General features: G+C 71.5%; 16 protein-coding genes. 11 read left to right on the forward strand and 5 right to left on the reverse strand.

Going from position 1 to position 20,665, the window contains the following annotated elements; genetic code table 11:
* Window positions 1-68 precede the first annotated feature (68 nt).
* Window positions 69-1,412, forward strand: coding sequence for an IS701 family transposase (locus tag RB614_RS42575; RefSeq protein WP_308714810.1), 1,344 nt, complete (start codon window positions 69-71; stop codon window positions 1,410-1,412).
* 266 nt (window positions 1,413-1,678) lie between these two features.
* Window positions 1,679-3,805 carry an alpha-N-acetylglucosaminidase gene (locus RB614_RS42580; protein ID WP_308718418.1) on the forward strand — a complete coding sequence of 709 codons (2,127 nt, stop codon included), beginning with the start codon at window positions 1,679-1,681 and terminating at the stop codon, window positions 3,803-3,805.
* Here the strand turns inward: RB614_RS42580 and RB614_RS42585 are convergent.
* A complete protein-coding gene (locus RB614_RS42585; protein ID WP_308718419.1) occupies window positions 3,761-4,888 on the reverse strand; it encodes a LacI family DNA-binding transcriptional regulator in 1,128 nt (375 codons plus the stop codon). The two genes, RB614_RS42580 and RB614_RS42585, sit on opposite strands and share 45 nt — an antisense overlap.
* A gap of 120 nt (window positions 4,889-5,008) precedes the next feature.
* On the opposite strand from RB614_RS42585, the gene RB614_RS42590 reads away from it, so the two are divergent.
* From RB614_RS42590 to RB614_RS42610, 5 genes are read left to right on the forward strand one after another with little or no spacing between them, the layout of a single operon-like run.
* Window positions 5,009-6,898, forward strand: a complete 1,890-nt coding sequence (locus RB614_RS42590; RefSeq protein ID WP_308718420.1) for a PfkB family carbohydrate kinase — start codon at window positions 5,009-5,011, stop codon at window positions 6,896-6,898.
* Window positions 6,895-7,431: an adenylyltransferase/cytidyltransferase family protein gene (locus RB614_RS42595; RefSeq protein WP_308718421.1), complete on the forward strand. Its 537-nt coding sequence runs from the start codon at window positions 6,895-6,897 to the stop codon at window positions 7,429-7,431. The genes RB614_RS42590 and RB614_RS42595 overlap by 4 nt, the downstream gene beginning before the upstream one ends.
* On the forward strand, window positions 7,428-8,399 hold the full coding sequence (rfaD, locus tag RB614_RS42600) for an ADP-glyceromanno-heptose 6-epimerase (protein ID WP_308718422.1): 972 nt from the start codon (window positions 7,428-7,430) through the stop codon (window positions 8,397-8,399). The genes RB614_RS42595 and rfaD overlap by 4 nt, the downstream gene beginning before the upstream one ends.
* The gene (locus RB614_RS42605) at window positions 8,396-8,965 is read left to right on the forward strand and encodes a D-sedoheptulose-7-phosphate isomerase (RefSeq protein ID WP_308718423.1); all 570 of its coding nucleotides are present in this window, start codon (window positions 8,396-8,398) and stop codon (window positions 8,963-8,965) included. Before rfaD ends, RB614_RS42605 begins: the two co-directional genes overlap by 4 nt.
* On the forward strand, window positions 8,958-10,589 hold the full coding sequence (locus RB614_RS42610; RefSeq protein WP_308718424.1) for a glycoside hydrolase family 13 protein: 1,632 nt from the start codon (window positions 8,958-8,960) through the stop codon (window positions 10,587-10,589). Before RB614_RS42605 ends, RB614_RS42610 begins: the two co-directional genes overlap by 8 nt.
* Before the next feature lie 167 nt (window positions 10,590-10,756).
* On the opposite strand, the gene RB614_RS42615 is transcribed toward RB614_RS42610, so the two are convergent.
* The 4 genes from RB614_RS42615 to RB614_RS42630 all read right to left on the reverse strand — a co-directional run bounded on the left by RB614_RS42615 (window position 10,757) and on the right by RB614_RS42630 (window position 16,219).
* Window positions 10,757-12,946: a hypothetical protein gene (locus RB614_RS42615; protein WP_308718425.1), complete on the reverse strand. Its 2,190-nt coding sequence runs from the start codon at window positions 12,944-12,946 to the stop codon at window positions 10,757-10,759.
* 9 nt (window positions 12,947-12,955) lie between these two features.
* Window positions 12,956-13,801 (reverse strand): carbohydrate ABC transporter permease, encoded by an 846-nt coding sequence (locus tag RB614_RS42620; RefSeq protein WP_308718426.1) that lies wholly within the window; start codon window positions 13,799-13,801, stop codon window positions 12,956-12,958.
* Window positions 13,802-13,803: 2 nt separating this feature from the next.
* Window positions 13,804-14,751 carry a carbohydrate ABC transporter permease gene (locus tag RB614_RS42625; protein ID WP_308718427.1) on the reverse strand — a complete coding sequence of 316 codons (948 nt, stop codon included), beginning with the start codon at window positions 14,749-14,751 and terminating at the stop codon, window positions 13,804-13,806.
* 112 nt (window positions 14,752-14,863) lie between these two features.
* Window positions 14,864-16,219 (reverse strand): extracellular solute-binding protein, encoded by a 1,356-nt coding sequence (locus tag RB614_RS42630; RefSeq protein WP_308718428.1) that lies wholly within the window; start codon window positions 16,217-16,219, stop codon window positions 14,864-14,866.
* A 285-nt stretch (window positions 16,220-16,504) separates the two neighbouring features.
* Between RB614_RS42630 and RB614_RS42635 the strand changes: the two genes are divergently transcribed.
* The 4 genes from RB614_RS42635 to RB614_RS42650 all read left to right on the forward strand — a co-directional run bounded on the left by RB614_RS42635 (window position 16,505) and on the right by RB614_RS42650 (window position 20,647).
* Entirely contained in the window at window positions 16,505-17,332 is an 828-nt protein-coding gene (locus RB614_RS42635; RefSeq protein ID WP_308718429.1) for a FadR/GntR family transcriptional regulator, read from the forward strand.
* 97 nt (window positions 17,333-17,429) lie between these two features.
* Entirely contained in the window at window positions 17,430-18,197 is a 768-nt protein-coding gene (locus RB614_RS42640) for a sugar isomerase domain-containing protein (RefSeq protein ID WP_308718430.1), read from the forward strand.
* A 15-nt stretch (window positions 18,198-18,212) separates the two neighbouring features.
* Entirely contained in the window at window positions 18,213-19,346 is a 1,134-nt protein-coding gene (gene dgoD / locus RB614_RS42645) for a galactonate dehydratase (protein WP_308718431.1), read from the forward strand.
* 2 nt (window positions 19,347-19,348) lie between these two features.
* Window positions 19,349-20,647 (forward strand): FAD-dependent oxidoreductase, encoded by a 1,299-nt coding sequence (locus RB614_RS42650; RefSeq protein ID WP_308718432.1) that lies wholly within the window; start codon window positions 19,349-19,351, stop codon window positions 20,645-20,647.
* The last annotated feature ends 18 nt before the right edge of the window (window positions 20,648-20,665 follow it).

Below are 20,665 nucleotides of genomic sequence, written 5' to 3' on the forward strand. Positions count from 1 at the left end.
CTAGTAGTGCTTTGTTAGGTCGGCGTGTCGTGGGGTCGTCGGGGTGGTGCGGGTAGTTTCATGCTTCGGTGACTCCGGATGAGCTTTCGGTTGTGCGGCAACGCCTGGAGGCGTTCGCGGCGGACGTGTTCACGCCCTTGGCCCGGTCTGACCAGCGGGTCAAGGGCGAGACGTATCTGCGGGGGCTGTTGCTGGACGGGCGGCGTAAGTCGATGCAGCCGATGGCGGCCCGGCTCGGCGTGGATCATCAGGGGCTGCAGCAGTTCGTGACCACGTCGACGTGGGACACCATGGCGGTGCGGGCGCGGCTGGCCGAGCGGGCGGTAGAGTTGATCGACCCGGTCGCGTGGGTGTTCGATGACACCGGGTTCCCGAAGGACGGCACCGGCTCGCCCGGGGTGGCCCGGCAGTACTCCGGCACCCTGGGCAAGGTCGCCAACTGCCAGATCGGGGTCAGCGTCCACGCGGTCACCGATACGGCGTCGTGCCCGCTGGACTGGCGGCTGTTCCTGCCGGAGTCCTGGGACGCCGCCAAGGCCGGACCGGCCGCGGTCAAGGCGGCCAAGGCCAAGCAGCGTAAGACGTTGACGAATGCACCGCGGGCCACCGCGTCTGTCGAACCGGCCGAGGTCGATGTTGATGCGGTCGCCGCTGCCGCGACCGAGACCGCGCGGCGGCGGCGCCGCAAGGCCGCGATTCCGGAGGATGAGGGCCACCGTCCGAAGTGGATACTGGCAATCGAGATGATCGACGGGCTCGCTGCACACGGATTGCGACCACCCCTGGTCACCGCCGACTCCGGCTACGGCGACAGCGGCCCGTTCCGGGCCGCGCTCGACGAACGCGGCATCCTCTACAGCGTCCAGGTCAAAGGCGAAACCCTCGCCCACCGGTCCGACGCGGAACCCGCGCCACCCACGTGGTCCGGGCACGGCCGCCCACCGACCCGCCCGGACTACCCCGACGACGCGGCCAGCATTGCCCGGCACGTGCTCGACGCCGGCCGCGATGCCGCGACCACGGTCACCTGGCGCGAAGGCAGCAAAGGCATCCTCAGCTCACAGTTCGTGTTCCTACGGGTCCGTCCGGCTGGGCACCGCATCCCCCGCAACCCCGACGGCAGCCTGCCCGAGCGGTGGCTGATCGCGGAATGGCCCGACGACGAGGCCGAACCGGTCACCTACTGGCTATCCAGCCAACCCGCCGACACCGACCCCGTCGACCTGATCCGCACCGCGAAGATCCGCTGGCGGATCGAACACGACTACCGCGAACTGAAAACCGGCCTCGGCCTGGACCACTTCGAAGGCCGCTCCTTCACCGGCTGGCACCGCCACGTCACCCTGGTCACCGCCGCGCACCTGTTCATCACCCTGCTGCGACACGACCCAAAAGCGGCTGCGCCGGCCTGACCCTCTACAAGGTCATCCGCGAGCTGCAATACCTCCTCGCGACCTGGACCGGCGCCTGCCCCACATGCCACCAAACCGTGAAACCCTTACACCACAACCAATCTCGAGTTACCTAACAAAGCACTACTAGCCGGTCGTAGCGACCGCAAGCGCATCCCTGGCCCCTTGGTGCCGGCGCCTGCTCGATGCGGTGAACGGACCGCGGCTGTCGTTGAGCTCGCTCCGATCGGCGAGGGCACGTATGGTGTCCCGTCGTGGAGAGCCGGATGCCGCCATGGGCAGAGGCGTTGAACGGGCTGGCCCGGCGGGTACTCGGACCGGCGGCGGGCGTACGGTTCGAGCCGCTGCCGGCGGCCGGGCGGAGCTACGAGTACACGGCTGCCGCGGGCACGCTGACGGTCGGCGCGACTGACGGAGTCAGCGCCGCCGTGGGTCTGCACGACTACCTGAGCACGGTCTGCGGCCGCTCGGTCGGCTGGGACACACTCCTCCCACTGGACCTGCCGTCACTCCCGCCCGTCCAGCGGCGCCGCGGCTTGGCACGGGTGCGGCACGGGTACTACCTGAACTTCTGCACGTTCAGCTACACCATGCCGTACTGGGGCTGGGCCGAGTGGGAGCGCGAGATCGACTGGATGGCCCTCCACGGGATCACGATGCCGCTCGCCGCCACCGGCCACGAGGCGGCGCTGCTGCTCGCGTACACCCGGCTCGGCCTGGACGCCGGAACGGTCCGCGGTTTCCTGGGTGGGCCGGGCTACCTGCCCTTCCAGTACATGGGCTGCCTCGACGGCTTCGCCGGCCCGTTGCCACCGTCCTGGGTGGAGGGTCACCGCGTCCTGGGCGCCCGCGTCCTCGAACGGGAGCGCGCGTTCGGGATGACACCAGTGCTCCCGGCCTTCACCGGCCACGTCCCGCGCCAGCTCGCCGGGGCGGGCGCCACCAGTCGCGGCTGGGCCGGCTTCGAGACGTGGGTGCTCGACCCGACCGACCCGATGTACCCGAGGATCGGCGGCGAGATCACCCGGGCGCAGCTCGAGCTCTTCGGTACCGACCACCTCTACGCCGGCGACCCGTTCATCGAGATGAAGCCGGTCGACGCCGACGCGTCGTACCCCGCCGCGGTGGCGAGTGCGACGCTCGCCGGGCTGCGCTCCGCCGACCCGGACGCGGTCTGGGTGATGCAGGCCTGGCCGTTCTCCTACCACGGCGAGTTCTGGACCGAGGAGCGGGTTGCCACGTTCCTCGGTGCCATCCCCGCGGAGCGCATGGTGCTGGTCGACCTCTGGGCCGAGTACGACCCGCAGTGGCGGCGCCTCGCCGGCTTCTCCGGCAAGCCGTGGCTCTGGTGCGCGCTGCTCAACTTCGGCGGGCGCACCGACCCGGTGGGTGACCCACGCGCGCTGCCGGAGCAGATCGACGAGGCGCTCGCCGCGCCCGACCCACCGGTCGGTCTCGGCCTCGCCATGGAGGCCATCCACAACAACCCGGCGTACTTCGAACTCGTCACCGACCAGATCTGGCACCCGGTCGGCGACGTCGGCGCGTGGACCGACGCCTTCGCCGAGCGTCGCTACGGGCCCGGCGCGTGGACAGACGATCTGCGGGTCGCCTGGCGCGGGCTGCTCGGCTCCGTCTACGACGCCCGCGGCCTGGAGATCTCCCCCGGGTTCCGCGGCGTCATGACCGCTCGGCCGTCGTACGCCCCGCTCCAGGACGGCGCGACGCGGCTGCGGGCCGACGTCGAGGGCCTGCTCTGGTACCCCGCACCCGTGCTCGCCGACGCCTGGCACCGCCTGGTCGAGGCGGCCGAGCGGTACCCCGAGCTGGTCCCGGGGCCGCTGGGGCACGATCTCGTCGAGGTCGGCATCGCGTACATGGCGAGGGTCGCCGACCGCTTCTGCCTCGCCGCCGTAACCGAATCTGCGTGCCTCGGGGCGGCGAGCGGCCCGCACCTCGACCGGTTCCTGCGTGTCTTCGACGACCTGGAACGGATGCTGGCGTGCCGGGACGAGTACACGTTCCAGCGGTGGGAGGCCGGGGCGCTGTCCTGGGCTACCGGCACAGCCGACCGCGAGGTGCTGCGCGACAACGCCCGCCGCGTCGTCACCGTGTGGAGCCAGACGGCCGGCACCGACCTCGACGACTACGCGGGCCGCCACTGGGCCGGGCTGGTCGGCGGCTACTACCGCGACCGCTGGCGGCTCTGGGCCGACGGCCTCGACCGGGCCCTGGCCGATCCCGGCGAGGAGGCGGCGCTGGCCGAGCGGCTGCGCGAGCGCGCCGAGACGTTTCTGCGCGAGGGCCCGCTGCCGCCGGCGGCCGACCTCGCCGGTCTCGCCGCCGAGTCACGCCGGCTGCTCACCGCGTACGGCGACGCCCTCCCCGGGTGAGCCGCAGGACCGGCGCACCACGAGCTCGGCGCGGAGCAGCGTCGCGCAGGGCTCGGTGGTCGGGTCGTCCAGCCGCTCGTTCATCACTCGGACGGCGGCTCGGGCGATCGCACGGCAGGGCTGGCGCATCGTGGTCAACCGCACCGGCAGCAGCGTCGAGTAGCGCACGTCGTCGAAGCCGGCGACGGCCACGTCGGCCGGCACCCGCACCTCCAGCCGGGCCAGCGTCTGCAGTAGCAGGGCAGCGGTGAAGTCGTTGGCGCAGATGATGGCGTCGGGCCGGTCGCCGGCGAGCAGGGCGCCGATCGCCGCGTCGTCGGCGGGGTCGGCCGAGACGAGGATCGTCGACGGCGGGGTGAGGCCGTGGCGCCGTGCGGCGGCCGCGCACCCAGCCGCACGCAGGTCCGTCGTGGACGGATGGTTGGGGCGGGCCAGCAGGAGCAGCCGCTGGTGGCCGAGTGCGAGCAGGTGCTCGCCGAGGTGCAGCCCGGCGAGGAAGTTGTCGATGCCGACCAGGTCGAGCTCGCTGCGGGCCGGGAAGTCGCGCACGTCGCGGTCGAGGAGCACGACCTGCACGCCGGCCGAACGCAACGCCTCGACGACCCGGAGGTTGTGCCGCTCGCGGTCGGGCTCCGACTCCAGCGGCGCGAAGAAGACCCCGTCGACGCCCTGCTCCAGGTAGTAGCGGCAGAGCCGGTCGAGCTCGGCGACGCCCTCCAGCGGCGGAGAGTCGTCACCCCAGAGGACGGTCGAGCCCTCCGACTGGCAGCGGCGGGTGATCTCGGTGCAGATCGGGTCGAGCACCTCGGTGGCCCCCAAGCCCTGGGCGAGCAGGCCGAAGCTACGGCCGCGCTGGCCGGTGGCCGCGTCGCGGGCGAACGTGCCCGACCCGACCCTCCGCTGCACCAGGCCGGCCGTCTCCAGCTCGCGCAGCGCCCGGCCAGCCGTGGGGCGAGAGACGCCGTAGCGCCGGGCCAGCTGGTGCTCGCTCGGCATCCGGTCTCCCGGCCGGACCGCGCCGGAGGCGATCTGCTCGCGTAGCGCGGCGACGATCTCCAGGTATCTGACGGCTCGCTCGGTCACCCAGTTGTTATATCAGCTTTCTTACCGGCGTACCGCACGCACAGCTAGCCCTCGGAACAAGAACGGCGCTAGATTGCCGTGCACGACCCGCCACGCGGAGGCAAAGCTGTAATGACAACTTTGGCCGATCGGCTCCCCGACCTGATCGCCCGGTTCGCCGGGCTGAAGGTCGCGGTCGCGGGCGACTTCTGCCTTGACGCGTACTGGTCGCTCGACGGCGAACACGCGGACACGTCCGTCGAGACCGGGTTGCGCGTCCGGCGGGTCGCGGCGGCGCGGTACGGGCTCGGCGGCGCCGGAAACGTGGTGGCCAACCTGCGCGGCCTCGGCGTGGGCACGGTACGCGCCATCGGCGTGCACGGCGCCGACCCGTTCGGGGCCGCGCTCCGGGCCATGCTCGCCGACTGCGGCGCCGACCTGGCCGGGCTCCGCGACCTCGGCCCCGGCTGGCTCACCCACGTCTACGCAAAGCCGCACGTCGCGGGCCAGGAGCAGTCGCGGTTGGACTTCGGCAGTCGCGGCGCGCTGCCAGAACCGGCGGCCGACGCGCTCGTCGCCGACCTGCGCGCGGCCGCGCGGTGGGCGGACGTCGTCGTGATCAACCAGCAGACCAGCGGGTGCTTCGCCGACAAGGAGATCATCACCCGGATCAACACGGTCATCGCCGAGTCCCCGGCCTGCCTGTTCGTCGTCGACGCGCGGCAGGCCGCCGACCAGTACCAAGGGGCGATCCTGAAGGTCAACGCCCGGGAGGCGGCGGCGATGCTGGGCCGGCCGGACGACCCGCCCCACTCCGACGACGACGCCGGCGCGTGCGCCCGGGCGCTGGCCCGCCGCACGGGCCGCCCGGTCGTGGTCACCCGCGGCGACCGCGGCCTCGTCGCGGCGGACGGCGACGCGCTGCACCACGCGCACGGCGTCGAGGTGACCCGGCAGACCGACCCGGTCGGGGCGGGCGACACGGTCACCGCCACCCTCACCGCACTGGTCGGCGCCGGCGCCGACCTCGCACTGGCCGCCTCCGCCGCCAACCTCGCCGCGGCCTCCACGGTCACCAAGGTCGGCACCACCGGCACGGTCACCGCGGCCGACCTGGTCCGGCTCGCCGACGACCCCGACTACCGGTACGGCGCCGACCTCGCGGACAACCCCGCCCGCGCGCGGTACGCCGACGGCACCGAGATCGAGGTGATCGTCCCGCTGCCGCCGGACCCGCGCCCGCGGCACGTCATCTTCGACCACGACGGCACCCTCTCCACGCTGCGGCAAGGGTGGGAGGGCGTCATGGCGCCGATGATGGTCCGGGCCATCCTCGGGTCCCACCACGACACCGCCGGCGCCGCCGTAACCCAGCAGGTGCGCGCGGCCGTCGACGACTTCGTCGAGCGGTCGACCGGCGTACAGACGCTCGTGCAGATGGTGGGTCTCGTCGACCTGGTACGCCGCTTCGGCTTCGTACCGCCGGAGGAGATCCTCGACGAGCACGGCTACAAGGCCGTCTACAACGAGCAACTGCTGCTCGGCGTACGCCGGCGCCTCGCGAAGCTGGCGGCGGGCCAGCTCGCGCCGGAGGACTTCCACGTCAAGAACGCGCTGCCGCTGCTGCGCCGCCTCCGCGACGCCGGCGTGACGCTCTACCTCACCAGCGGCACCGACCTCGCCGACGTCGTCGCGGAGGCGACCGCCCTCGGGTTCGCCGAGTACTTCCAGGACCGCGTCTACGGCGCGGTCGGCGACATCACGGTGGAGGCCAAGAAGCTCGTGCTCGACCGCGTGGTACGCGAGCACGGGCTGGAGACCCACGGATTCGCGACGTTCGGCGACGGACCCGTGGAGATGCGCGAGACCCGCAAGCGCGGCGGCATCGCGGTCGGCGTGTGCAGCGACGAGATCCGCCGGTACGGGTACAACCCGGCCAAGCGGGCGCGTCTCGTACGCGGCGGAGCCAGCATCCTCGTCCCCGACTACAGCGACCTCGACGCCATCCTCACCGTCCTGGGGCTCCGATGACCGTCACCGAACCACCGCCGATCAGCACCGTCGGCCAGATCCTGCGGGCGCGGAAGCGACTGCACCGCTGCGGACAGCGCCTCGTGTTCACCAACGGGTGCTTCGACATTCTCCACAGTGGACACGTCAGCTACCTCACGTTCGCCCGCGCCCAGGGCGACGCGCTCGTGGTGGCGATCAACAGCGACGCCTCGGTACGGGCCAACAAGGGCCAGCGGCGCCCGATCAACCCGGCCGAGGAGCGGGCCGGAGTGCTACTGGGCCTGCGGGCCGTCGACCACGTGATGGTGTTCGAGGAGGAGGAACCGATCGCGGTGCTGGAGCAGATCCGCCCCGACGTCCTGGTGAAGGGCGCCGACTGGGCCCACTACGTGAGCGGCCGCAAAGTCGTCGAGTCGTACGGCGGCGAAGTCGTCCTCGCCGACCTCGTGCCCGGCCGCTCGACGTCAGGCACGATCGAGCGGGTGCTGCGCGCGTACGGCCCCACCGCCACCGCGGGTGCCAACGGTGGCCGCACGGAGCCCCGTTCATGATCGTCGTCACCGGCGCCGCCGGCTTCATCGGGCGCAACGTCGCCGCGGCGCTCAACGCGCGCGGGCGCACCGACCTGATCCTCGCCGACCGTCTCGGCACCGACCAGAAGTGGCGCAACCTACGCGGCCTGGAGTTCGAGGACCTGCTCACCCCCGAGGAACTGCCGAACCGGCTGGAGTCCACACCGGACGGATCGGTCGAGGCGGTGTTGCACCTGGGCGCGTGCAGCGCCACCACCGAGACCGACGCCGACTTCCTGCTCGCCAACAACTACCGCTACACCCGCCGCCTGGCGGAGTGGGCGGTGGCGCGTTCCGCGCGGTTCGTCTACGCCTCCAGCGCCGCGACGTACGGGGACGGCGCCCTCGGCTACCTCGACCACGACGCGGTCACGCCCACGCTGCGGCCGCTGAACATGTACGGCTACTCCAAGCACATGTTCGACCTGTGGGCACTGCGCACGGGACTGCTGGGGAAGATCGTGGGGCTGAAGTACTTCAACGTGTACGGCCCGCACGAGGACCACAAGGGCGACATGCGATCGGTCGTCAACAAGGCGTACGGGCAGATCCTCGACGTCGGCCACCTGAGCCTGTTCCGGTCGCACCGGTCCGACTTCGCCGACGGCGAGCAGCGACGCGACTTCATCCACGTGGACGACGCGGTGGCGGTGACGCTGCACTTCCTCGACCACCGCGACGTGAGCGGCCTCTTCAACTGCGGCACCGGCACCGCCCGCACCTGGCTGGACCTCGGCCGGGCGGTCTTCGCGGCGATGGGGCGGGAGCCGGACATCCGCTTCGTCGACATGCCCGATGCGCTGCGGGCCAACTACCAGTACCTGACCCAGGCCGACCCGGCCAAGCTCCGCGCGGCCGGATACAAGGCCGACTTCCTCACCCTGGAGGAGGGCGTCGACCGGTACGTCCGCGGCCACCTCCGCACGCTCTACGCGGAGGCGTCATGAACGAGGTACTCCACGAGCACCTGGACGACCACCTCACCGCGGTGGCCGCCGTGCGCGACCTCGTACCCGAGGTGGTCGCGCTGGGCGAGGAGATCTGCCGGCGGCTGGAGCGGGGCGGCACCGTCTACACCTTCGGCAATGGCGGCTCGGCGGCCGACGCCCAGCACTTCGCCGCCGAACTCGTCGGGCGCTACCTGCGTGACCGGCGCCCACTGCCGGCCATCGCCCTGTCGACCGACCCGTCCGTAACCACCTGCATCGGCAACGACTACTCCTACGCCAGCGTCTTCAGCCGGCAGGTCACCGCGCTGGTACGGTCGGCCGACGTCGTGATCGGGTTCAGCACAAGCGGCACCTCACCGTCCGTTGTGGAAGGTCTGGCGGCCGCGCGCCGCAACGGTGCCCTCACCGTGCTCTTCACCGGCGAGAAGGCGGCCGGGTCACCGGTCGCCGACCGGGTGCTGCCGGTCGCGTCCCGCGCCACCGCCAGGATCCAGGAGGGGCACGTACTGCTGCTGCACATGCTGAGCGAGCTCATCGACCGGTGGGCGGCCGGCGGTGGATGAGTGGTGGCGGCGGGCGGTCGTGTACCAGGTGTACCCGCGCAGCTTCAGCGACGCGTCGGGCGACGGCGTCGGCGACCTCGCCGGCCTCCGCGCCCGGCTGGGATACCTGCGCGACCTCGGCGTCGACGCGGTGTGGCTGAGCCCTTGGTACGTCTCACCGTTCGCCGACGGTGGTTACGACGTGGCAGACTACCGCGACATCGACCCGTGCGTCGGCACGCTGGCCGAGGCGGAGGCGTTCTTCGCCGAGGCGCACGCGCTCGGGCTCAAGGTCCTGCTGGACATCGTCCCCAACCACTGCTCCGAGCGGCATCCCTGGTTTCAGGCGGCGTTGCGGGCCGGACCCGGTGCGCCGAAGCGGAAGTCGTTCCACTTCCGGCCCGGCCGCGGCGCGCATGGCGAGCTGCCACCCAACGACTGGCGCTCGCACTTCGGCGGCCCCGCCTGGACCCGGGTCACCGAGCCGGACGGGCGCCCCGGCGAGTGGTACCTGCACCTGTTCGCGCCCGAGCAGCCCGACTGGAACTGGGCGCACGAAACGGTTCGGGCCGAGTTCGACAGCATCCTGCGGTTCTGGTTCGACCGCGGCGTCGACGGGTTTCGCATCGACGTCGCCGACTCCCTCGACAAACCGGCCGCTCTCCCGGACCAGCACGGCGCCCCGATCGGGCAGGAGCCGTTCCGCGACAACGAAGGCAACCACGAGATCTACCGACGATGGCGGCGCATCGCCGACTCGTACCCCGAGCCGCGCGTGTTCGTCGGTGAGCTGTGGCTGGCGGGCGTGCCGGAGCGCCTCGCCCGCTACCTGCGTCCCGACGAGCTGCACACGGCGTTCGACTTCGACCTGCTCGGTGCGGCCTGGGACGCGGACGAGTTCCGGGCCGTCATCGACCGCTCGCTGCGGGCGCACGCCGCCGTGGGCGCACCCCCGACGTGGGTACTGTCCAATCACGACGTTCACCGCCCGGTGACCCGGTACGGCCGCGCCGACACCCGCCTCGACCGGCTGCTGCTCGGCAGCCCCACGGACCTGGCCCTGGGTACGTCACGCGCCCGTGCCGCGCTGCTGCTGACCGCGTTCCTGCCCGGGGTGCTCTACCTGTACCAGGGCGAGGAACTGGGGTTGCCGGAGGTCGAGGACATCCCCGACGACCTGATCGAGGACCCGATGTTCCACCGCACCGCGGGTGTCGACCGCGGCCGCGACGGCTGCCGCGTACCCCTGCCGTGGTCCGGCGACGAGCCACCGTTCGGCTTCAGCCCACCCGGCGCGCACGCGGCGCCCTGGCTGCCCCAGCCGGTCGCTTGGAAGGCCCTGACGGTGCGGGCCCAGTCCGCCGACGCCGGCTCGCCACTGTCGCTGTACCGCCGCACCCTGCACCTGCGCCGCGCCGTGCTCCGCGCCGCCGACCCGCGGATGGAGTGGTTGTCGTCGCGGCCCGGTGTGCTGGCTGCCCGTCGCTCCCGGTCCGGCCCCGACGGCGCGGGCGGTGTCGTGCTCGTGCTCAACATGTCGGCCGGGTCGGTGCCGCTGCCAGACGGCCGGATCCTGCTCGCCTCGGCCGAACTGCCCGCGGCCGGCACCCTACCCCCAGACACCGCCGCCTGGCTGGACGCGTAGGCCCCGGCGGGCCGACGCGGTGGGTCACCTCGCGTACACCGGCCCGGCACGGGCCTTGTTGTCGACAGACTCTCGAGCTGCCCCGGGTATGCGCCCGCTCCACCGGAGCGCCCGAGCGTCCCGGCCGCCTGGGCGCATAAGCGGGGCAGCTCGAGAGCCCACCGCAACTAACCCCCGGCCCGCGGAGAGCCGCACCGAACCCGCCAGGACGGCGGCCGGACCGACAGCAGCGCCATTTCGGCGTACCGGAGCGTGACGCTCAGCCGCGCACCGGCGACGGCCAGGTCGAGCCGTGTCTCGCCGCGGGTGTCGGCGCGGAAGCCCTCCTCCAGGTCGGCGGCGAGGACCCGGACCAGGCCGTCGGCCCGCTGCCAGGCCGTCACGGTGACCGGCCGGTCGGGGTGGACGAGGTCGGGCACGGGCGCGGCGCTCCCCCGCAACAGCGAAAGGAGCACGCGCGCGGTGAGCACGAACGCGTACGGGCTGCCCATCGCCTCGGCCAGTGGCACCCGGTAGTCGCGCACGACGCCGTCGACGACGCTGTGCTGGAAGTCTGGCGGGTCCCACAGCACGACGCCGCCGTCGACGACGAGGCACGGCGAGCCCTCGACGGCGTACACGACCCGTCCCGGTCCACTGTAGACGTTCTTGGTGTAAGGGTGGTGGATGGCGAACTCGTCCGGCACCCCGGCCCGCTCCCACGGCGTCGCGTCGGCGAGGGCCGCGCCGCGGTGCACTTCCCCGACCTCACCGTCCGAACTGGAGAGACCGTAGCGGGGGTCGAGGCCGCCGGCCGGGCTGCCGACCAGGGCGACCGGCGTCCCCGTGGTGGCGAGCGCGGCGACCGGGTCCGCGCCACGCGCCGGAGTCTGCACCACGAAGAGGTCGCCGTCCACAGCGGACAGCCACTCGGTGCGGGTCGCCGACGAGATGGGTACCGACCATTTGAGCAGCGCTCCGGCCTGCTCGTCGAGCCACTCCTTGATGGTCCGCGCCGGCGCGTGCTCGGCCTGCCACCGCATCGCGGGGCGGTGGTACACAAGGGTCGGTCCGAAGACGCGAGTCGTCTCACGCGCGTCGGCGGTAGCCGCGGTGATGGTCTCGGCGAGGAACGCCACGTCGTCGCGGGAGAGCAGTCGCCGCCCCTGGTTGGCCCAGGAGACGTACGCGCCGTCCCGCGCCACGAGCCCGCCGGGCGTCTTCACGAACGCGTGCTGGTACGCCCAGATGCCCCAGGCGAGGCGCTGGCGGGCGGTGTGGATGACGTTCCACGACTCCCACGCATCGAACGTCTCCACCAGTGGGTAGTGCCGCGTGCGTGTGCCGGCGAGCATCGCCGCGTGCAACAGCACGTTTCCGAGCTGGTAGGTCCAGCCGGCGGGTGGCCTGTTCCAGAACGTCTCGGCGCGCTGGCCGACTTCGTTCCAGGCACCTGCCCAGGTCTGGTCGATCCAGGCGTCCAGGTGTCCCTCGCGGGCGACGGACTCGAGGTCCACGCAGTTCACCCGCCAGCCCCCGACCGCGCTGGCGCCGTTCGAGTACCCGATGACGAGCGCGTCGGGATTGGCGAGCTTCGTCTGGCGTACCAGGTCGGCGGTGGCGGCGCTCCACCGCGCGACCCGGTCCGGGTCAGGGTGCGCGGTCTCGCCGAAGATGCCGACCCGCTCGTACACGCCCGCGCCCATCATGCTGTCGCGCAGCACGATCGCGTCGAGCCCGACCGCGCGGGACAGGCTGCCCCACTGGCGCCCGAAGTACTCGGCGACCCGCGTGCCGGCGGCCACGCCGTCGGGGTAGGCGCCGTATCCGGTGGGGTCGGCGGAGAGCGTCGCGGTCACGTCGAAGAGCCGGATCGGCCACGGGCCGTCGACGAAGACGGCCGGGTGGCGCCGCGCCCAGCCGGAGTCGCTGGAGGCGTAGACGGACTCCCAGCCGATCACGAACGTGCCGACCTTCAGCTCCGGCACGCCGTGTGCCGCCGCGGACTCCCGCAGGTGCCGCAGCAGCGCGGCCAGCTCCCGGTATGTCCACGGCGGATAGTCGACCCGCTCGCGCTGTCCGGAACGGGCGAACCGCTCACGCCAGGCGGCCATCCGCTCCGCCACGGTACCGGTGAGGGGCGCGCGGTCGGTGACCATCGGCTCGAGGGTGAGCTGGCGCGGCAGCGGTATCGGCGCGTCAAGGCTTCCCCGCCAGTCCAGCACGTGGTCGGCGAGCCAGCCCAGGTTGACGATGACACCCCGCCAGCCGTCCACGCCGGCGAAGAGGGGCGCCATCCGCTCCCAGAACTCGTCCGCCGCGCGTCGCGGTCCACTGTGGTCGAACCAGAACAGGTCGATCTCGACGAAGCGGTCCACTGTGGTCGGCTACTTGCCGGCGCCGGTGAGCGTGACGCCACGGATGATCTGGCGCTGGGCGATGACGAAGACGACGAGCACCGGCACGATGGCGATGCTGGCGGCCGCCATCAGCAACGGCAGGTTGGTGCTGTACTCGCCCTTGAACTGCGCGATGAGCACCGGCACCGTGTAGTTTTCCGGGCTGCGCAGGAAGACCAGCGGCGCCAGGAAGTTGTTCCACGAGCTGACGAACGTGAACGTGCCGAGCGCCGCCAGCGGGGCGCGCAGCAGCGGCATGATGATCGACCAGAAGATGCGCCAGCGGCTGGCCCCGTCGATGAGCGCGGCGTCCTCCAGCTCCAGGGGTATGCCGCGGACGAACTGGCGGAGCATGAAGACGCCGAACGCGCTGAACAACCCCTCCGGCAGGATGATCGCCCAGTGCGTGTCGTACAGGCCGATGTTCGCCATGAGCAGGAAGACCGGGATGATCGTCAGCTGCCCGGGCACCATCATCGTGGCGAGGAAGAGCAGAAAGAGCAGGTTCTTACCGCGAAATCGCAACCGGGCGAACGCGTACGCTGCCATCGCGCAAGTGACCAGTTGCAGCGCCACGATCATCACGGCGATGAAGACGCTGTTGCCGTACGCGCGCAGGAACGGGGCGGCCCGCCACACCTCGGCGTAGTTGCCCCACCGGGCGGGGTCGGGCAGCCACTTCGGCGGGAACACGAATACCTGCGGCTGGTCCTTGAGCGAGCTGAGGATCATCCACACGAACGGGACGACCATCAGCAGGGCACCCGCGGTCAGCAGGACGTGCAGGGAGACCGAGCGGGTGCGCTCGGCCGGGGAGGTCCGGCGACGGGACATAGCTACTCCTCGTAGTGGACCCACCGCCGCTGCAGCACCAGTTGGCCCGCGGTCAGGATGAGCAGAAGGACGAACAGCACCACCGCGTACGCGGCGCTGGTGCCGAAGTCGAACCGGGCGAAGGCGAGGTCGTAGATCTGGAACACAATGGTCCTGGTGGAGTCGCCCAGGTAGCTGTTCTGCGGCGTCATCATGTACACGGTGTCGAAGATCTGGAACGCGCCGATCAGCGACATGATCGTGAGGAAGAACAGCGTGGGCGTCAGCAGCGGGAGCGTGATGTGCCAGAACTTGCGCAGCGTCCCGGCGCCGTCGACCTCCGCCGCCTCCAGGTAGGCCGTCGGGATGCCCTGCAGGCCGGCGAGGAACACGACCATGAAGAAGCCGACACCCTGCCAGATCGTCACCATGGCGATCGCGGGCACCAGATAGCTCGGCTCGGCCAGCCAGTCCGGCGCGTTGATGCCGAACCACTCCCGCAGGGTGCTGTTGAGCGGGCCGAACGTGCCGTTGAGCAGCCAGATCCAGATCACCGAAACCGCAACCTGGCTGGTCACCACCGGCATGAAGTAGACGATCCGGTACAGCGTGCGGAGCTTGCGCTGGTGCAGGGCGACCGCCACGACGAGCCCGGTGACGAGCTGGCCGGGGACGATCATCACGGCGAGCCACACCGTGTTGCGTATCGACTGCCAGAAGGCGTGGTCTCCGCGCAGCTCGCGGAAGTTGTCCAGGCCGACGAACGTGATGTCACCGATGCCGTTCCACTCGGTGAAGCTCAGATAGAGCGCGAACAGCATGGGGCCGAGCACGAAGACCAGCAGCCCGACCATCTGCGGGCCGAGGAAGACGGCGGCCCAGCCGCCGTCGCGGGTCCGGCGACGGCGGCGCGGCGGGCGCTTGGGCGGGCCTGCCTTACTCGTGTCGGACGGGGTTAGCGTGGCCACCATCGGCGTCTCCTTGCCTGTCGGTCCGTCGCGCCCGCGGGCCGAATGCGATCATGCGCGGACCTGTGGGTGCATGATCGCATTCGGCCGGGCCGGCCGAGGTCTGCGCCGCGGATCAGACCGAGCCCCGCTTGACGGCGTCGTTCACCTTCTGACCCATCTCGGCCATGATTCCGGGCAGGTCACCGCCCTCTGTGAAGTACTTGTCCAGCGGCTTGAAGATCAGGCTGGACAGGCCCGGCACCCGGGCCTCCTCGGTGGTGGAGGTGTACCCGATGTCCCGCAGGTCGATGAACGTCTGCGCGTGCGCCGGGTAGTTGGCGCCGAGCACCGCCTGGTCCGCGCCGTTGATGCTGGGGATGGCGGCGCCGCCCTCGCCCTGGAGGATGAACTCCTGACCCTCCCGCGAGACGTACTCGGTGAGGATCCGGAAGGCGGCCTCGACGTTCTTCGCGCTCTTGTTGACGACCATCCAGGACGCCAGCACGATGGTCGGCGCCGGCTTGCCGTCCGCCGACGGGAGGCCGACGACGTCGGTCTTGAGCGTCTTGGCCTGGCGGTAGACGGGTACGACCCAGCGGCCGGTCACCGTGAACGCGAGCTGGTCGCCGGCGAACATCGCGTCGGCGCCCTGGCCCTGCGGCAGCGCCGAGGCGTACCAGGCCTTCTCGGCGGCGAGCTGGTCGCGGAGCCACTTGATGGCGCCGACCGTCTTCTGGTCCTCGTGCGCCACGAACCTGCCGCCGTCGAAGATCTTCCCGCCAGCCGCGGTGATCCAGGGGTACAGCTCACCGTTCCAGTTGCTGAACACGAAGGCGCGCTTCTTGCCGGCGTGCACCTTGTCGACGAGGGTCTGGAAGTACTCCAGCGACCAGGTGCCGGCGGCGTACCGGTCGGCCGGCGACTCGGTCACCCCGACCGACTCGAGCACGCCCTGGTTGAACCACATCAGCATGGGATTGCAGGCGGCTGGTACTCCGAAGATCTTGCCCTCGGCGTCGGTGCCCGGCGCGAAGAGGCTGCGGTTGAAGGCATCCGTCTTCGACTTGCTCAGCGGCCCGTCGAGCAGCGGGCCGAGCTCGGCCAGCTGCTTGCTCGCGACGAGCTGGCCGAGCAGCGTGTCGCCGGCGAGGAAGACGTCCGGCGCGTTGCCGGCGGTGATCTCCGCGGTGATCTTCTTGGCGTAGCCGTCGGTGGGCAGGCCGATGAAGCGGGCCCGCACCGCCTTCTGGTCGGCGTTGAGCTTGTCGTTGAACTCCTCGTGCCGCTTGAGCAGGGCGGTGTCGCCCCAGAGGCTCCAGGTCGCCTCCACGGTCTCCGCGTCGCCAAGGGGGTTGTTGTCGTTCGAGCAGGCGGCCAGCACGGCGGCGGCCGCTCCCGACAGGCCGACGGCGGCGGTACCGCGAAGAAGGGAGCGCCTCGACAGGGCCGCGCTCGCTATGCGGGAGATGCTCTCGCGCTGCTGCGTCATATGTGCCTCCGATACAGGAGCAGTTGTTGTCCACTGATGGGGAGCGGCTGCCTTCGGCTCGTGAGGCTCTCCGCCGACCAACCACTGGTCTTACCGGTTCGACAGGGTGACCGCATTATTGGCGCGCCGAACCGGGCACGTCAACCCCGTGAGTCATGGATGTGACGGCGAGGTTACTGCCGCTCTCCGGTCCCAACGCTCGGCGGCGCGGGAGGCATCGACGGCCGGCGTTCCCGGGGCCGGGGCGACCTACCGCCGACCAGGCGCCGATTGTATGTTCGAGGCATGACTGGTCCGACCAAATCCGCCGCCCCCCGGGCGACCCGCCAGCAGCTCGTCGAGCAGCTCAACCGCGAACTGCTCAACCAGAGCACCATGGCACCCGGCTCCAAGCTCCCCTCGGAGCGGCAGCTCGCCGAGCGATTTGGTATCTCCCGCCCGGTCGTTCGCGAGGTGCTCCGCCAGATGCAGGAGCGCGGGTTGGTCGACATCGAGCCTGGGCGCGGCGCGTTCGTCCGCGCGGTGGGCGCACTCGACGCGGCGCGGGTCGCCGACGGGCTCTACCGCCGAGGCCAGGCGACGGCCCGCCACCTCGTCGACGCGCGCGACGTACTGGAGAGCCGGGCCGCGGCCCTCGCCGCCGAGGAGGCGCTCGACCACGACATCGCCGCTATGGAGCGGGCGCTGGTCTGGTTCGACAACGCCAGCGGCGTGCTCGAGCGCGCCCAAGCCGATCTCGCCTTCCACAGCCTGGTGGCACGGGCGTCGCACAACCCGATCATCGAGCTGATGTTCGGCTCGATCACGCGCTTCGTCTTCGAGCTGATGCTACGCAGCCTCGACGACCCCGCGGTGGCCCGCAAGGGCATCCCGCACCACCGGCAGATCCTGGCCGCCGTCAAGGCGCGGGACACCGCCACCGCCGAACGGATCATGTCGGAGCACATCCTGCTCGCCAAGAAGACGTACGGCGGCGACCTCGACGAGCCGCTCGACACGCTCGCCCGGCGGCGGATGGGCGAGCTGTTCGACAGCGGCGCGCTCGACGACCTCATCGCCACCGCCCTGCACCGCTTCGACGAGCCCGAGGGCGCCCGGCTGCTGACGCCTTAGGTGGCAGCCGGCCGCCAGCCGATCTCGACTTTCGGACGGCGATCACTTACGCTCACGGTCGAACCGGTATGACCAGCACTCACTTTGTGGAGCGCATATGAGCCTTCGCTACGCCGAGATCGCGCGCGGCATCATCGAGCGCATCGAGCAGACCCAGGAGGCGAACATCCGGGCAGCGGCCGACCTGTTCGCGGACCGGATCGCCGCGGGCGGCCTGGTGCACCTGTTCGGCGCCGGGCACTCCCGCATGGGCGTCGAGGAGATCGCGCCGCGGATCGGCACGATCGCCGGTTTCCACCCGATCGTGGAGCTCTCGCTGAGCTACTACACCAACGTGGTGGGCACAATGGGCCTGGCCCAGTCACTGTTCCTGGAGCGGATGGACGGCTTCGGCGAGTGCCTGCTCAACAACTACGTCTTCGACGCCGAGCGGGACGCGGCGCTCGTCATCTCTTCGACGGGCATCAACAACGTACCGGTCGAGGTCGCGCTCGGGCTCAAGGCCCGGGGCCTGACGGTCGTCGGGATCACCAGCGTCAGCCACTCGATGTCGGTGGCGTCGCGGCACCCGTCCGGGCAGCGCCTCTGCCAGGTCGCGGACATCGTCATCGACAACTGCACGCCCATCGGTGACGCCGCCATCCTCGTCGACGGCGCGGACCACCCGGTCGCCGCGACCTCGACGCTGGCCACCGTGACCATCGTGCACAACATCAACTACCTGCTCGCCGAAGGGCTCGTCGCCCGCGGCGTCAAGCCCCTCGTGCTCGGTACGCCGCACGGCACCGACCAGGAGGGCGCGGTGGCCGGCCTCAACGCCTACTACGCGGAGTACCGCCGGCGCACCGCGCGCACCGGCGCCTGATCCCGGCGCACCACCGTGAAGATCACCAGACTCGAGACGTTCCTGGTCCCGCCGCGCCTGCTCTTCCTCCGCGTGGAGACCGACGACGGCGTGGTCGGCTGGGGCGAGCCGATCGTGGAGGGTCGGGCGCACACCGTACGCGCCGCGATCGAGGAACTCGCCGACTATCTGGTGGGTCAGGACCCGCTGCGGATCGAGGACCATTGGCAGGTACTCACCCGCGGCGGGTTCTACCGCGGTGGCGCCATCCTCGCCAGCGCCGTCGCCGGCATCGACCAGGCGCTGTGGGACATCGCCGGCAAGGTACGCGGCGCGCCGGTGCACGAGGTGCTCGGCGGCCCGCTGCGCGACCGGGTACGGGTCTACGCGGGCGTACGCGGCGACCGCCCCGAGGCGATGGCCGAGCAGGCCCGGCAGGCCGCCGCCAACGGGTACACCGCGGTCAAGCTCGGCTCCGTCCAGCTGCCGCCGCTCGGTCCACCCTCCGATGTGGACGCCATCGTGGCCCGGATGGCCGCGGTACGCGAGGCGGTCGGCGACGGCTGCGACGTAGCGATCGACCTGCACGGCCGGCCAACCGTGCCGCTGGCCCGCCTGCTCGTGCGGGAACTGGAGCCGTTCCGGCCGCTGTTCGTGGAGGAGCCGCTCCGACCGGAGCTGAGCGACCAGATCGGCCGGATCGTCGAGGTGACGCCGGTGCCGATCGCCACCGGCGAGCGCCTCTACCACCGCACCGAGTTCCGGCCGGTTCTGGAGGGCGGCGTGGCAGTGGTACAGCCGGACGTCTCGCACGCCGGAGGGATCACCGAGACCCGGCGGATCGCCGCGGTGGCCGAGATGTACGACGCGCTCGTCGCCCCGCACAGCCCGCTCGGCCCCATCGCGCTCGCCGCCTGCCTCCAGGTCGCGTGCAGCGTGCCGAACTTCCTCGTGCAGGAGCAAACGCTCGGCGTACACGATCTGTCCTGGATGGACTGGCTGGTCGACCGGGACGTGTTCCGGTTCGCCGGCGGCTACCTCGACCGGCTGACCGGCCCTGGACTGGGCATCGACGTTGACGAGGCGGTGGTGCGGGAACTGGACCGCGAGGGCCACCGCTTCCGCAGCACCGTCTGGCGGCACGCCGACGGATCCTTCGCGGAGTGGTGAACATGGCTTCTGACCCGACGTACACCGTCGACGTCCTGGTGGTCGGCGGCGGCTCGGCCGGCGCCACAGCCGCGATCGCCGCGGCCCGCGCCGGCGCGTCGGTGCTGCTGGTGGAGCGCAACCCGTTCCTCGGCGGTACGAGCACGGCGGTACTCGACACGTTCTACGGCTTCTACACACCCGGAGAGCGGCCGCGGAAGGTCGTCGCCGGGCTGCCGGAAGACGTGGTCGCGGGGCTGCGCGCGCTCGGGCCGGTGGTGGAGCGCCCCAACTCGTTCGGCGCGGGCACCGGCGTGACATACCACCCCGAGCACCTGAAGGTGGTCTGGGAAGACCTGGCCGCCGGCGCCGGCGCCCGGGTACTCCTGCACGCCCTGATGCATGAGGCCACAGTGGACGGCGACCGGGTGACCGGGGTGGCGCTCGCCACGAAGGCGGGCCCGCGGCGGGTCCGCGCCCAGGTGTTCCTCGACTGCTCCGGCGACGCCGACCTGTGCCACTTCGCCGGCCTGGGGTACGAGGCGGCGGGCGCCGACGCGCAGACGCTCACCACAACGTTCAAGATGTGCAATGTGGACATGGAGCGGCGCCGGACCATCACCAAGGCCGACCTGTCCGCGCTGATGACCGACGCGGCGAAGTCGGGCGGGTACGACCTGCCGCGGCGCGAGGGGAGCGACCACATCACGCCGGTCGACCACATGACGGCGACCGTGATGACCCGGCTCCCCTCGACCGAGCTCCGCGGCGGGCTCCGGGTCGACGCCACCGACCCGGAGCTGCTCTCCCGGGCCGAGATGGCCGGTCGCCGGCAGGCCCTGGAGTACGTGCGCTTCCTGCGTGACCGGGTGCCCGGGTACGAGCGGGCCCAACTGGCCAGCCTCAGCTCACAGATCGGCGTGCGGGAGACCCGCCGTGTGTACGGCGACTACCGCCTCAGCGCCGACGACGTGCTGTCGGCACGGCAGTTCGACGACCAGGTGGCGCTCTCCGGCGCACCCATCGAGGACCATCACGCCGGGGCGGGGACGGTGTGGCGGTACCTGCCCGAGGGAACGGCGGTCGGCGTGCCGCTGCGCACCCTGCTGGTCCGGGACGCGGCGAACGTCCTCGTCGCCGGGCGCTGCTTCTCCGCCACGCACGACGCTCACGCCGCCGTCCGCTCGATGGCGCAGTGCATGGCGATGGGGCAGGCGGCCGGCACGGTGGCCGCGCTCGCGGCGAACGCCGGCCGGGACCCGCGCGACCTGCCGATCGCCGACGTACGCGACCGGCTCCGCAAGGACGGCGCCATCTTCTGACGGCGCCGGCCGGGCCGC

Source organism: Phytohabitans maris, from assembly GCF_031085175.1.
In the GTDB taxonomy this organism is placed as follows: Bacteria; Actinomycetota; Actinomycetes; order Mycobacteriales; family Micromonosporaceae; genus Phytohabitans; species Phytohabitans maris.